The organism is uncultured Tateyamaria sp. (assembly GCF_947503045.1).
Classification (GTDB): Bacteria; Pseudomonadota; Alphaproteobacteria; order Rhodobacterales; family Rhodobacteraceae; genus Tateyamaria.
In genome coordinates, this window is record NZ_CANNCF010000002.1 from 293,567 (window position 1) to 306,596 (window position 13,030).

At 61.9% G+C, this 13,030-nt stretch carries 13 protein-coding genes; 10 read left to right on the plus strand and 3 right to left on the minus strand.

From position 1 onward, the window contains the following. Positions 1-130: 130 nt before the first annotated feature. From Q1A89_RS09815 to Q1A89_RS09855, 9 genes are all read left to right on the plus strand, one after another. Positions 131-1,354 (plus strand): hypothetical protein, encoded by a 1,224-nt coding sequence (locus Q1A89_RS09815; RefSeq protein WP_299726959.1) that lies wholly within the window; start codon positions 131-133, stop codon positions 1,352-1,354. Further along, the gene (locus Q1A89_RS09820; protein ID WP_299726961.1) at positions 1,351-2,589 is read left to right on the plus strand and encodes a glycosyltransferase; all 1,239 of its coding nucleotides are present in this window, start codon (positions 1,351-1,353) and stop codon (positions 2,587-2,589) included. Before Q1A89_RS09815 ends, Q1A89_RS09820 begins: the two co-directional genes overlap by 4 nt. Beyond that, positions 2,586-3,653, plus strand: coding sequence for a glycosyltransferase family 4 protein (locus Q1A89_RS09825; RefSeq protein WP_299726963.1), 1,068 nt, complete (start codon positions 2,586-2,588; stop codon positions 3,651-3,653). The genes Q1A89_RS09820 and Q1A89_RS09825 overlap by 4 nt, the downstream gene beginning before the upstream one ends. Then, a complete protein-coding gene (locus tag Q1A89_RS09830; RefSeq protein ID WP_299726966.1) occupies positions 3,650-4,234 on the plus strand; it encodes a histidine phosphatase family protein in 585 nt (194 codons plus the stop codon). Before Q1A89_RS09825 ends, Q1A89_RS09830 begins: the two co-directional genes overlap by 4 nt. Continuing rightward, on the plus strand, positions 4,231-5,361 hold the full coding sequence (locus tag Q1A89_RS09835) for a glycosyltransferase (RefSeq protein ID WP_299726969.1): 1,131 nt from the start codon (positions 4,231-4,233) through the stop codon (positions 5,359-5,361). Before Q1A89_RS09830 ends, Q1A89_RS09835 begins: the two co-directional genes overlap by 4 nt. Next, on the plus strand, positions 5,358-6,116 hold the full coding sequence (locus Q1A89_RS09840) for a polysaccharide deacetylase family protein (protein WP_299726972.1): 759 nt from the start codon (positions 5,358-5,360) through the stop codon (positions 6,114-6,116). Before Q1A89_RS09835 ends, Q1A89_RS09840 begins: the two co-directional genes overlap by 4 nt. After that, positions 6,103-6,582 carry a class I SAM-dependent methyltransferase gene (locus Q1A89_RS09845; RefSeq protein ID WP_299726975.1) on the plus strand — a complete coding sequence of 160 codons (480 nt, stop codon included), beginning with the start codon at positions 6,103-6,105 and terminating at the stop codon, positions 6,580-6,582. The genes Q1A89_RS09840 and Q1A89_RS09845 overlap by 14 nt, the downstream gene beginning before the upstream one ends. Before the next feature lie 108 nt (positions 6,583-6,690). Beyond that, entirely contained in the window at positions 6,691-7,254 is a 564-nt protein-coding gene (locus Q1A89_RS09850) for a PA14 domain-containing protein (protein WP_299726978.1), read from the plus strand. A gap of 239 nt (positions 7,255-7,493) precedes the next feature. Further along, positions 7,494-8,075 (plus strand): hypothetical protein, encoded by a 582-nt coding sequence (locus Q1A89_RS09855; protein WP_299726981.1) that lies wholly within the window; start codon positions 7,494-7,496, stop codon positions 8,073-8,075. A gap of 54 nt (positions 8,076-8,129) precedes the next feature. Here Q1A89_RS09855 and Q1A89_RS09860 read toward each other — a convergent pair whose 3' ends face one another. After that, positions 8,130-8,444 (minus strand): TraR/DksA C4-type zinc finger protein, encoded by a 315-nt coding sequence (locus Q1A89_RS09860; RefSeq protein ID WP_299726984.1) that lies wholly within the window; start codon positions 8,442-8,444, stop codon positions 8,130-8,132. Between the two features lie 687 nt (positions 8,445-9,131). Here Q1A89_RS09860 and Q1A89_RS09865 point away from each other — a divergent pair. Then, entirely contained in the window at positions 9,132-9,689 is a 558-nt protein-coding gene (locus Q1A89_RS09865; RefSeq protein WP_299726987.1) for a transposase, read from the plus strand. Between the two features lie 48 nt (positions 9,690-9,737). On the opposite strand, the gene Q1A89_RS09870 is transcribed toward Q1A89_RS09865, so the two are convergent. Further along, positions 9,738-10,589 carry a hypothetical protein gene (locus tag Q1A89_RS09870; protein ID WP_299726990.1) on the minus strand — a complete coding sequence of 284 codons (852 nt, stop codon included), beginning with the start codon at positions 10,587-10,589 and terminating at the stop codon, positions 9,738-9,740. A 362-nt stretch (positions 10,590-10,951) separates the two neighbouring features. Next, positions 10,952-12,748 carry a translation elongation factor 4 gene (lepA, locus tag Q1A89_RS09875; RefSeq protein WP_299726993.1) on the minus strand — a complete coding sequence of 599 codons (1,797 nt, stop codon included), beginning with the start codon at positions 12,746-12,748 and terminating at the stop codon, positions 10,952-10,954. Positions 12,749-13,030 lie beyond the last annotated feature (282 nt).

The window sequence follows — 13,030 nt, forward strand, 5'->3', positions numbered from 1 at the left end:
GCCCGTCCGGTCAGGGCCTGCGCTGCGGTCTATGGCTTGAAATCGCAAGGCATGCTGCGCTACCAACGACAAAGGTTTTTTGGTCACTCTGCAAAAGGGGGCCAAAAAGAACAGGAACAAGACGATCACGATGGGCGCATTGAAACTTGCCACTCCGGGCCTTTCCGGGCAGCGCCCGCGCCGGGTCGTTCTCTACAGTCATGACACGTTTGGCCTTGGCCATTTGCGCCGCAGCCGTGCGCTGGCCTCTGCGCTCACGCAATCAGGTACCGCGGGCTCGGCCATTATCCTGACCGGCAGCCCGGTGGCAGGCCGCTTTACCTTTCCGCGCGCGGTGGACCACCTGCGCCTGCCCGGCGTCAAGAAACTGGCCGATGGCAGCTATGTCAGCCAGAACTCGGGCATGGATCTTGAGGCGACCACGTCGCTGCGCGAGGGGCTGATCAGCTCGACCATCGCCCAATATGACCCCGATCTTCTGATCGTCGACAAGGAACCCACCGGCTTTCGCGGCGAATTGTTGCCGACGCTCGAAGCGCTGCGGCAAGAGGGGCGCACCCGCGTTGTCCTTGGTCTGCGCGATGTGCTCGACGAACCCGAAGTGCTCGCCTCCGAATGGGAGCGCAAGGGCGCGCTGGGCGCGGCCGAGAAGTATTACGACGAATTGTGGGTCTATGGGCCCAGGTCGGTCTATGACCCGACACAAGGTCTGCCCCTGTCGGATGACGTGCGCGCACGCACCCATTGGACGGGCTATCTGCGCCGCGCCATCATCGACCCCGCCGACGTGCCCGACACCCCCTATATCCTCGTCACCCCCGGTGGCGGCGGCGATGGCGAGGCGATGGTTGATCTGGTGCTGACGGCTTACGAACAGGACCCCGACCTCGCCCCCCATGCGGTGCTGGTCTATGGCCCCTTCCTGTCCGGTGACACCCGCGATGCCTTCGAAGCGCGCGTGGCAGCACTGGATGGTCGGGTGACGGCCACCGGGTTTGACAGTCGCATTGAATCGCTCTTTGCAGGCGCGCAGGGCGTGATCTGCATGGGCGGTTACAACACCTTCTGCGAGGTGCTGTCCTTTGATCAGCGCGCCGTGATCGTGCCCCGCACCAAGCCACGGCTGGAACAGTGGATTCGCGCCAACCGGGCCGAGGAACTGGGCCTTGTGCGCAATCTCGACGAATTCCGCGACGGGCTGACGCCCCAGTCGATGATCGCTGCCATCCGCGCCCTGCCCCATCAGAACCGCCCCTCTCAGGCCGGGGCCGACGGGTTGCTGGACGGGCTGGACGTGGTGATTGAACGCGCCGCCGCGCTGATGCGCTCGACACTGATCGACGCCGCCGAATGAGCGCAAGCGGCCCGCGTCTCGCCATTGCGGTCAAGGGCTGGCCGCGCCTGTCAGAGACCTTCATCGCGCAGGAACTGGTGGCGCTGGAACGGGCCGGGATCGATTTCGAGATCTGGTCGCTGCGCCATCCCACCGACCAAAAGACCCATCCGCTGCATGACCAGCTGCGCGCGCCCGTGCGCTACCTGCCCGAATACCTGCACGACGAACCCCTGCGCGTGTTGCGCGGTGTGCTCGCGGCCCTGATCCGGCCCCGCTTCTGGCGAATGGCCGCGCAATTCTTGCGCGATCTTGCCCGCGACAAGACCCGCAACCGGGTCCGCCGCTTTGGGCAGGCCTGCGTGATGGCGCGGGAATTGCCTGCGGGCACCGACGCGATCTATGCCCATTTCCTGCACACGCCAGCCTCTGTCGCACGCTACGCCGCAGGCCTGCGCGGCATCCCTTGGGCGTTTTCGGCCCATGCCAAGGACATCTGGACCTCGCCCGAATGGGAGCTGCGCGAAAAGCTGTCCGCAGACACCACGGGGGCGGCCTATGGCGCGACCTGCACCGCCTTTGGCGCCGAACATTTGAACGATCTGGCCGCCTCCACCCCTGTCGATCTGGTCTATCACGGGCTGGACCTGTCGCGCTTTCCCGACCCGCCCGCGCGCGCACCGCGCAAGGCCGGTGACCGCTTTGGCCTGTTGTCCGTCGGGCGGCTGGTGGAGAAAAAGGGCTTTGATAGGCTGATCGACGCGCTGGCACAGCTGCCCGCCGACATCGACTGGCACTGGACGCATATCGGCGGCGGCGCGCTGAACGACGCGATGCGCGCACGCGCCGAAACCCACGGTATCAGCGCCCGCATCACGTGGCGCGGTGCATGTGACCAGCCCGAGGTCATCGACGCCATGCGCGCCGCCGACCTCTTTGTGCTGCCGAGCCGCGTGGCCGAAGACGGTGACCGCGACGGCCTTCCCAATGTGCTGATGGAGGCGGCCTCGCAATGCCTGCCGATCCTGTCCACGCCCGTCTCCGCGATCCCCGAATTCATCGACACCGGCACCCATGGCATCCTGTGCGACGATGATCCCGGCGTGATCGCCACCGAAATCGCGCGGCTGGCCAACACGCCCGACCTTGGCCCCAACCTCGCCAAAGCGGCCCACGCGCGCCTGCACGCCGAATTCACCATGCAACCCGGCATCGACCACCTTGCAAAGCGCCTGCGCGCGGTGATGGGCCCATGAACATCGCCTTTTTCGCCCCGCTCAAACCCGCCGACCACCCCGTTCCGTCGGGCGACCGGGCCATGGCGCGCGCGCTGATCACAGCGCTGCAAGAGGGCGGGCACAGCGTCACGCAGGCCAGCGATCTGCGGCTCTATGACGGACAGGGTGACAGCGCGGCACAAGACGCACTGTTCGCCGCCGCCCAAGCCGAAGTCACCCGGATCCTGTCCTCACCCGGCGTGCAGGACTGGCACCTCTGGCTGACCTATCACAACTATTACAAGGCCCCCGACCTGATCGGCCCCAAGGTAGCGCAGGCTCTCGACATCCCCTACCTGCAGATCGAAAGCACCCGCGCGCGCAAACGGCTGACCGGCCCCTGGGCGCGCTTTGCAAGGGCGGCCGAGTCCGCCAGCGATGCGGCCCACACCATCTTTTACCTGACCTTGCGCGATGCAGAGACGCTGCGCCGCGACGCACCTGACGGGCAGCACCTGCGCCACCTCGCCCCGTTTCTCGCGCGCGCCGACCTGCCCGCCGCCAGCACGCTGAGCGGGCCGATGCTGAGCGTGGGGATGATGCGGCACGGGGACAAGCTGGCCTCTTATGCGCTGATCGCACAGACCCTTGCCGCCCTGCCAGAGACGCTCGACTGGCATCTCGATATTGCAGGCGACGGCCCGGCCCGCAGCGAAGTGGCCGACCTCATGGCCCCCTTTGGCACACGCGTAACGCTGCGCGGCGCGCTCGATGCGGACGCCCTCGCTGACCTCTACGCATGCGCCAGCCTGCTGCTCTGGCCCGGCGTGAACGAGGCCTTCGGGCTCACCTATCTTGAGGCGCAGGCGGCGGGCATCCCTGTGGTTGCCCAAGACCGGCCCGGCGTGCGGGACGTGGTCAAGGGGCGGATGACCAGCGTCGAAGGCGGTGCCGCAGAAATGGCTGCACACATTCTGGACCTCGCACAAGACGCCAGCCTGCGCCGCGCGGCAGGCACGCAGGCACGCACGGACATCGCCGCACACCACCTGCGCGGAGCAGCCACCAAGACCCTGCAACAGACACTCGAGGCGCTTGCATGATCCGCCTCGCCCTTTTGCGACACGGCCACACCGCATGGAACCGCGCGGGCCGCATTCAGGGACGCACCGACATCCCACTGGATGACGCCGCAAGGGCGCACCTGCGCAGCCTGCAGCTGCCCGAAGACTGGGCGAACGCGGATGTGGTCGCCAGCCCACTGTCGCGGGCCATGGAAACGGCCGAACTGATCACAGGCCAGCCCGCCCGCCCCGAACCGGCCCTGACAGAGATGGACTGGGGCCAGTGGGAAGGGGCACAGGGCAGCGCGCTCAAGGCCGATCCGGCCTCGGGCTTTTGCGATATCGAAACCTGGGGCTGGAACTTTCGCCCCCCGCAGGGCGAATGCCCGGACGATCTGCGCGCGCGCCTGCAACCCTGGGCCATGGGCCTGACACAGGACACACTCGCCATATGTCATATCGGTGTGATGCGGGTGCTGCTGGCCATGGCAACCGGGTGGAATTTTGAAGGACCCGCGCCATTTAGCATCAAGCGGGATCGCCTTTTTGTGCTGCACATCGATGGCACGGACTGGAAGGCCGACCCCGGGCCCATCCGTCTGACAGGGGTCGGTTCATGAAGGTAATGATTGTCGTCACACATTTGCTTGGCTCGGGCCATCTGGCCCGTGCGCTGACCCTCGGGCGGGCATTTCGCGACGCCGGGGACGCGGTCACCGTGGTCAGCGGCGGCACACCGGCCCCGCATTTCGATGCAGGCGGCCTGCGCCTTGTGCAACTGCCGCCCCTGCGCGCGAACGGCACCGATTTTTCCACCCTTCTGGGTGACGATGGGGCCGAGGCCTCTGACGCGTATCGGCAGGCGCGCCAGGATCTGCTGATCGCGACGCTGGCCGACGACGCCCCGGATGTGCTGATCACCGAGCTGTTCCCCTTTGGCCGTCGCGTCCTGCGCGACGAATTCCGCGCCCTGCTTGCGGCCGCCCACGCGATGGACACGCGCCCGCTTGTCCTGTCCTCGATCCGCGACATCCTCGCCCCGCCCAGCACCCCGGCCAAGGCCGAATTTGCCGAAGAGATGGTGGCGCAGTTCTATGACGGGGTTCTGGTGCATTCCGACCCCGAGGTCGTCTCGCTGGATCGCAGCTGGCCGGTCACGGATACGCTGGCCCACATGCTGCACTACACGGGCTTTGTCGCCCCGGCCCCGCCAACGGCCATGCCCGGCGCCCACGGGCTGACGCTGGTCAGCGCGGGCGGTGGCGCTGTCGGGGATCGCCTGTTCGAGGCGGCGATCGACGCGGCCTACCTGACGCCCCATCTGGCGTGGCTGTTCCTTGTCAGCGGCGAAAGCGAGCGGCGCGCCCGGCTGATCCGCAAGGCCCCCAAGCATGTCAGCATCGAACGGCCCCGCCCGGATTATCGCCGCCTGTTGCAGGGGGCGGCGGCGTCGGTGTCGATGTGCGGCTACAACACCGCGCTTGATGTGATGCAAACCGGGGTGCCGTCCGTGCTTGTGCCCTTTGACGACGGCGGCGAAGTGGAACAGGGGCTGCGCGCTGCGGCCCTCAGCTCGCAGGACGGGATCGAGGTCTTGAGTCAGGACGCGCTCAGCGGTCCGGCGCTGGTCATGGCGCTTGAGGACGTGCAGGGCCAACGCGCCCGCAGACCGCGCATGTCGGGAATGAACGGGGCCGTCCGGTCCGTCGAAATCGCCCGCAGAATGCTGGCGGATCAGCGCCGATGACAGCGGATTGGGCCCCTCTGCGCGCCGCCCTTGCGCGCCTGCGTAGCGACGGTATCGCCCTGCCTGTCTGGTGGCGCGATGATGATGCAATTTCTGCCACCCCTACCCTTGATCGCCTGATGGCGGCCAGCGCGCAGGCACGGATTCCGGTGCACCTTGCCATCATCCCGGCTCATGTCGATGACACGCTGGTCGATCGGCTGGACCCGGACATCCTGATCCCGGTTGTGCATGGCTGGGCCCATCAGGATCACAGCGGCGGCGTCGGAAAAAAGAACGAATTCCTGACCCCGCGCAGCGACGCGCAGGCCGATGCCAGCCGCGCCATCGACCGGATGCGCGACATCTTTGGCGCGGACCTGCGGGCGATGTTTGTCCCACCCTGGAACAGGATCGGGGCCGAGGTGGTCGAGGCGCTGGCCGCGCAAGGCTACACCGCCCTGTCGACCTTTGGTCCGCGCATCGATGTGCAGGCCGCACCCGGCCTTGCCCAGATCAACACCCACATCGATCCGATTTGGTGGAAAGGCAGCCGCGACCTCGTCGATCCCGAACAGTTGATCGCGCAGGCCTGCCAGCACCTTGACGCGCGGCGCACAGGCGCCGAAGACAGTACGGAGCCGTTCGGCCTGCTGACACACCACCTTGTGCATACGGAGGCTATCTGGACATTTTCCGCCGCATTCCTGCACGAATTGCTGGACGGCGGCGCAGCCCCATGGACGATGGAGAGTGAGACACATGAGCAGACTTGAATCCATGCGCCGCCGCCTCACCGCGCAGATCGACGGCATCAATTGGGCGGCCCAGCAGATCAGGGAAACACCGGGCGACGTCCTTGAAATGGGGCTCGGCAACGGGCGCACCTTTGACCACCTGCGCCAGGAAATCCCGGACCGGCGCATCTGGGTGATCGACCGCGTGCTGAAACCGCATCCCAGCTGCGTGCCCCCCGCGCAGGATTTTCTGCAGGGCGAGGCCGAGGACATGCTGCGGAAACTGGCCGGGCACGGGCACCGGATGGCGCTGGCGCACTATGACTTCGGGCACGGGGTCAAGGAACTGGACGTCGCCGAAGGGGGCGCGCTCAGCCCGCTGATCGCGGACGTGATGACACCGGGCGGGCTGGTGCTGTCCCAACAACCGCTGATCGGGCTGGAACAGATCAAGGGACCGGACACGATCGACCCCGAACGCTACCTCTTTTACCGCGCGCCCTGAGGGCATCATCACAATAACGGCTCGCCTGTTGTCATAACGCCGGACTCCATTCTAGAGTGCCGCCGTTCAAGGTCACACCAAAGTGGCCAGACCAAGGGGAGTAAATGAATGAAGATGTTAAAGACGGCCGCTCTGGCGGGTGCCGCGCTTTTGGTGGCCACAGCCGCCTTCGCCGCCCCGCTGCAACTCAAACCAGCCAACCCGCAACCAAGCGGCCTGAAGCAGGGGCTGGGGGTCAGCTATTATTTTGACAGCGTGCGCACCCTGAGCGAGGCAAGCCGCGCCTATAAGAAAGCCAAACCGGGCGAGCCGCTGGCAGGGCTCGACTATCGCGACACGGCCGAAGGCGATGAAACACTGACCTCGGGCAAAGCACAAAAGATTATCGCGGTGATCAATGGCTACGTGCGTTTCGACGCCCCCGGCACCTACGTGATCGACTTCATGAGCAATGACGGGCTCGAGATGAAAATCGGCGGCGAGGAAGTTGTGTTTTTCGACGGCGTACACGGCTGTGACCCAAGCGAACAGGTCGAAGCCGTTGTACCCGAAGCGGGGTGGTACGAACTCGAGGGATTGTACTTTCAACGCAAAGGCAGCGCGTGTCTGATGATGCGCGCCGGAATCGGATCCCCCGACTGGATGCCGAACTCAGCCTTCGGCTACAAGTAAACCCGACGCAAAGACGACGCCAAAGCGGCCCCGCTGACCCAGCCGGGGCCGCTTTGCTTTGCGCGGCGCGCATCCGCTCAAACACACGCCATCAACGCAAACCCATTGCGACAAAACCGGACAGAATTTACCCTCATCACAAGGTCCTCATATTTTTGGACCGGCACCACCATTTCATCACCCCGGGGGCACTTCACCCCGGACCATTTACGAAAATCATTGCCAAAGGACACACCGCCATGGCGAACAAAACCAAATTTTCCATCGACGTGAAATTCGACAGCTCGATCCCCGTCAAACTCTCCCCGCTGAAAACCATCCAGAAAGGGGCCGACCGGGGCAAAGTGGGCGTCTCGGTCACCGACTCCTCCTGCACCTGCACCTCGATCGTGGTCAACTGGGACGAGGAAACCGACCCGATCAACAAGACGGTCAAACTGGCGATCAAAGAGGTCACGGTCGAAATCGTGGTCAAATGCTCGATCCAGTACGCCAAGGAAATCGACCGCAAAAGCCCCTGCTACGCCCATATCGTCAAACACGAATACATGCACGTGGCCAGCCGCAAGGCGAGCGTCAAGAAATACACGCCGGTCATGATCAAATATATAGAACAGGCGGTCGCTCCGACCCTGGACAAGCCAGAAACGCTCAAGCTCAGCAAGGCCAAGACCCTGCGCGCCAACGCCTTCAAGAAGATCGAAAAAGCGGCACAAGAGGCCTGCGGCAAGCTGATGACAGCCTCCGACAAGGAATCCAAAAAAATCGACAGCGCCTCGGAAAATGCCAAGACTTCGCGGCTCTGCGCGGAATTCATCTGACAGGGCGCGCCAAGGTAGAAACCGCCCCGCGCAGCGCGCCCTATACCCAACCGCCTATATGGCGCAGGACTTGCAGAACGGCGTTGCAGGCAGCAGGTCCAGACGGGCTTGCGAAATCTCGACCCCGCATTTCACGCAATCCCCGTAGGTCCCGGCCGCAATCCGGGCAAGGGCCGCGTCAATGCGGCTGACCTCGTTCAGTTCGGCATGGCCGAGCGCCTCCAGCACCTCGTCCCCCTGCCGCTCGGACGAGCGATCCTCAAGGTCTTTCGGGGCCGGGGCATCCAGCTGATGCTCGATCTCGGTCAGATCGCCCACCAGTTCGGCGCGGCGGGCCTCAAGGGCCTGTTGTCGGTCTGCAATGCGCATCACCCATCTCCTGTCTTGTTCGACAGACAGGATGGGGCGGGGTGGGCCTGCGCGCCTTGACACAAATCAAGCCGTGCGGCGGCGTGTTGCGCGGGGCTGAAAAAGCGAAAGGCGCCCGGTGGTCCGGACCGAAGCCCTCGCCAGCCTGACGCCTTCTTGAACCTATCATCCCCCCAGAGGGCGATTTGGGCCCAGCTTGCTCGGGGTGTTGCCACCCGTCACCGAGAGTGCGCGCCTTGCGACCCACGCTCCCCCGCATCAACCCTTTTGACACCGCCCTGTCGTCACGACCGTTTCCGATCCAAACGATATGAGCCTGCATCCTCCTGGCTTCTGCTCGACTGACCTGACCCCGAGGGACCTATCCAGTTCTGCTTGCCACCCTGAGGGGTCTTTGCGTCCACCGCTTTGTTCGAAGAACTCTGCGCCGGTGAATTGAGATTGCGACAAGCCCCCGAGTCGCGCAACAGAAAAATAGGGCCGATGCGGAATTTCTTGTGGATAAAGTGTTGAATACTATGAGTTATTTTCAGGGGATAAGTCGGGGATAAGTGGGAAATTCTGTTGTAGGACGGTGCGTTAGGATGGGTCAGATTTGGTGTCGTATGGGGCGGTTTTGGGGCCCACCAAAAAAAGCCGATTGGGTGGTTTCACGCACTATTAACCATCCCACACCCATGATCCGACATGCCCAATTACCTCCGCCCCAAGGTCACCGGCGCCACCATCTTCTTCACCGTCGCCCTCGCGCAACGGGGCGGACGGCTGCTGGTCGACGAGGTCGAAGCGCTGCGCCGCGCTGTGCGGATCACCCGCAACGAACGGCCCTTCGAGATAGATGCATGGGTCGTCCTGCCCGACCATTTGCATTGCGTCTGGACGTTGCCGACGGGAGATCGCAACTACGGCACACGCTGGGGCGCCATCAAAGCGCGTTTCACACGCAACATCCGCGACAACGGTAGGGTGGGTTTTCAACCCACCCATGCGAAACGGCTCGGACACGCGGTGGGGTGGAACCCCACCCTACCCCGCTCCCCAAGCAAAATCGCCAAGGGGGATGCAGGCATATGGCAACGCCGGTTCTGGGAACACCACATCCGGGATGAGGCCGACTATTGGGCGCACGTCCGATATTGCTGGCTGAACCCGGTGAAACACGGCTTCGTCGAACGCCCCGAAGACTGGCCCTATTCCAGCGTACATCGCGACACCCGTTTCCGAGCCCACATGAACTTGACGTAGGGCGGGGTTTCACCGCGTCTTTTGTGCCCGTTTCAAAAAGAAGACTGATCACATACCGAATGTGTACAAATCACTCTTTGTTGTAATCCGCAACTGCTTAAGAAACTGAATCTTATCTCTCACAGAGATTGCTTCGAAAGGAGCAGGCATTATTTCTACAAAATACTCCAACAACGCCGACCTATCGTCCTCTTCAAGTCTTTTCCAATTCCTTAGAGATTCATAGTCATCATCTGTCAATTCCATACTGACTAAGCCAACGCCATACTTTTCAGCATACTTTCTTATTTCTTCAACTTGATCTGCGTCTTGGTTTGTCGCTCTGTAAATGAAATAGACGCGTTCTGAGAACCTTTTATGCGAAACTGCTTCAAAAAAGAACTGGCGCCACAGCGTAAGCGTCGGCTTCACTTCAACGGTCGTTACTTCAACATCAAAGAACCCAAGCTCTTCAATCGGGTTCAAGCCTACAACATCTGGGTTCGACCATTTACCTCCGCCCTTTAGATTAGCAATTTCGTCGCTTGCGAAGGGAATACGCTTCACTTGTTTCAGCCAAAGTGACACTAGAGGCCATAAGTGTTTTTCAAGAGTCTTTTCCTTGTCAATGTCTTTCTGAGTAGGTGTTTTTTCGAGCCCTACGGCAGGTTTTGGCAACCTAAAGTACCCGCCATTACGACCTTTTTTGCTTCGGATTTGACTAAGACTATCTTGAGCCGCAATATTTAAGTCTCTATAGACCAAATAATGCTTGGGCGGTGTATCCATTTTTTTGGATATTCTTTCTATTAAGACTTTGACATTCATCAAAGCATCTTCGCTCGTGGATTTAAGAATATCCAAAGCCGTCAAATATACTTCTCTCGACTCAACCCCTTCAGGAATATATTCGCTATCCATACATCCAACCCCTCCAAATCAACCAAAGTATCGTGCTATCCACGACCCGAAATTCAAATCCGAGTACGTGTTTTTTAGACTGGTCGCGGCGATTCTTACACGAAATACGTACTGGGTACGACGATCGTTATCGAGCAGCCTACGGCATTTCAAGTCTGGTAGGCGGGGTTATTTTTAGTCAGCGTCCTAGCAAGAAAGAAATGTTGGGCAGCAGGTGCAACTTCCAAACTCTCAATTAGATTTGGGCTACTGCCAAAACCCTAACAAACCCCTAATTCACCTCTGTAACCTATTGATTTCAAACACCCCGAGTCATGTCCCACGCTGGGACACCCCTCAACGGCAGCAAAAAACCGGAGCCGTTACCCGTCCATTTTCAGCGCTGAAATGAACGCTTCCTGCGGGATATCGACCTTCCCGAACTGGCGCATTTTCTTCTTCCCGGCCTTCTGCTTGTCCAGCAGCTTTCGTTTCCGGGTGGCATCCCCCCCGTAGCATTTGGCCGTCACATCCTTCCGCATCGCCGACAGGGTCTCGCGCGCGATCACCTTGCCGCCGATCGCCGCCTGGATCGGGATCTTGAACATGTGCCGCGGAATCAGGTCCTTGAGCTTCTCCACCATCGCCCGCCCCCGCATCTCCGCCCGGTCGCGGTGCACCATCATCGACAGCGCGTCCACTGGCTCGTCATTCACAAGGATCGACATCTTGACCAGATTGTCCTGCCGGTACCCCGTGAGCTGATAGTCGAAGGACGCATAGCCCTTGGTCACGGATTTCAGCCGGTCGTAGAAATCAAACACCACCTCGTTGAGCGGCAGGTCATAGACCGTCATCGCGCGGCTGCCTGCATAGGTCAGGTCCATCTGGATGCCCCGCCGCTCCTGACACAGTTTCAGCACGTCACCGAGGTAGTCGTCGGGCACGAGGATGGTCGCCTTGATCCGCGGTTCCTCCACATGGTCGATGGTGGACGGGTCAGGCATGTCGGCAGGGTTGTGCAGCTCGGTCATCGACCCGTCGCGTTCATAGACGTGATAGATCACCGATGGCGCCGTGGTGATCAGCTCGATGTCATATTCCCGCTCGATGCGGTCGCGGATGACTTCGAGGTGCAGGAGCCCGAGGAAGCCGCAGCGAAAGCCGAAACCGAGGGCAGCAGAGGTCTCCATCTCGAAACTGAAGGAGGCGTCGTTGAGCGCCAGCTTGTCGATGGCGTCGCGCAGGTCTTCGAACTCGTTGCTGTCGACGGGGAACAGACCACAGAAAACAACGGGTTGTGCGGGCTTGAAGCCCGGCAGCGGCGTCACTTCCTTGCGCTCGTGTGTGATGGTGTCGCCCACGCGGGTGTCGCGCACCTGCTTGATCGAGGCGGTCAGAAAGCCGATCTCGCCCGGCCCGAGGCTGTCGACAACCTGCATGGCGGGGCGGAACACGCCGATCCGGTCCACGTGGTGCACGGTGTTGTTGGAGAGGAACCTGACCTTCTCCCCCTTCTTGAGCCGTCCGTCGATCACGCGCACCAGAACGATCACGCCGAGGTAGCTGTCATACCAACTGTCCACCAGCATCGCCTTCAGGGGCGCGTCCTCGACCCCCTTGGGGGCGGGCAAATGCTGCACGATGGCTTCGAGCGTTTCGGTGATGCCCTGCCCGGTCTTGGCGGAGACCCGAATGGCGCCCGAGGCGTCGATCCCGATGACGTCCTCGATCTGTTCGGCCACCCGGTCACAATCGGCGGCAGGCAGGTCTATCTTGTTGAGAATAGGTACAATTTCGTGATCGGCATCGATGGCGTGATAGACGTTTGCGAGCGTCTGCGCCTCGACCCCCTGGCTCGCATCGACAACCAGAAGCGAGCCTTCAACCGCGCGCATCGAGCGGGAAACCTCGTAGGCGAAATCGACGTGGCCGGGCGTGTCGATCAGGTTCAACACGTAATCTTCGCCGTTCTGGGCGGTGTAGTTGATGCGAACGGTCTGGGCCTTGATGGTGATGCCGCGCTCGCGCTCGATGTCCATGCTGTCAAGCAGCTGCGCCTTCATATCCCGTTCAGAGACCGTGTTGGTCGACTGGATGAGGCGGTCGGCGAGCGTGGATTTCCCGTGGTCGATATGGGCGACGATGGAGAAATTGCGGATATGTGAAAGCGGTGTCATGGGCTTGGATATGTCGCGGAAGTGGGGCTTGGTCAATGGCCCAGACCGTCGCGCCACGCAACGTTCGGTGGGGTGTTTCCCGAAGGCTGCGCGAATCGAGGGTTAACGCCTGTGTTTTAACGCGAATTGGAGGTGCACGGGGCGTGCACACCCTGTGCACCGCGCGTACACCGGCTGTGCACGGAAGGCCGGGTTAACAGAGCGTGCGGTGGGGTTTGTTAATGGGGGGTTAATGCGGGTGGTTTGGGGATGAGGGAGAATTTGCGGATGTGGGAGCGGGGT

Coding starts and splice junctions, on each gene's coding strand:
- Q1A89_RS09815 (WP_299726959.1), top strand. CDS start 131: ATGGGCGCATTGAAACTTGCCACTCCGGGCCTTTCCGGGCAGCGCCCG.
- Q1A89_RS09820 (WP_299726961.1), top strand. CDS start 1,351: ATGAGCGCAAGCGGCCCGCGTCTCGCCATTGCGGTCAAGGGCTGGCCG.
- Q1A89_RS09825 (WP_299726963.1), top strand. CDS start 2,586: ATGAACATCGCCTTTTTCGCCCCGCTCAAACCCGCCGACCACCCCGTT.
- Q1A89_RS09830 (WP_299726966.1), top strand. CDS start 3,650: ATGATCCGCCTCGCCCTTTTGCGACACGGCCACACCGCATGGAACCGC.
- Q1A89_RS09835 (WP_299726969.1), top strand. CDS start 4,231: ATGAAGGTAATGATTGTCGTCACACATTTGCTTGGCTCGGGCCATCTG.
- Q1A89_RS09840 (WP_299726972.1), top strand. CDS start 5,358: ATGACAGCGGATTGGGCCCCTCTGCGCGCCGCCCTTGCGCGCCTGCGT.
- Q1A89_RS09845 (WP_299726975.1), top strand. CDS start 6,103: ATGAGCAGACTTGAATCCATGCGCCGCCGCCTCACCGCGCAGATCGAC.
- Q1A89_RS09850 (WP_299726978.1), top strand. CDS start 6,691: ATGAAGATGTTAAAGACGGCCGCTCTGGCGGGTGCCGCGCTTTTGGTG.
- Q1A89_RS09855 (WP_299726981.1), top strand. CDS start 7,494: ATGGCGAACAAAACCAAATTTTCCATCGACGTGAAATTCGACAGCTCG.
- Q1A89_RS09860 (WP_299726984.1), bottom strand. CDS start 8,444: ATGCGCATTGCAGACCGACAACAGGCCCTTGAGGCCCGCCGCGCCGAA.
- Q1A89_RS09865 (WP_299726987.1), top strand. CDS start 9,132: ATGCCCAATTACCTCCGCCCCAAGGTCACCGGCGCCACCATCTTCTTC.
- Q1A89_RS09870 (WP_299726990.1), bottom strand. CDS start 10,589: ATGGATAGCGAATATATTCCTGAAGGGGTTGAGTCGAGAGAAGTATAT.
- lepA (WP_299726993.1), bottom strand. CDS start 12,748: ATGACACCGCTTTCACATATCCGCAATTTCTCCATCGTCGCCCATATC.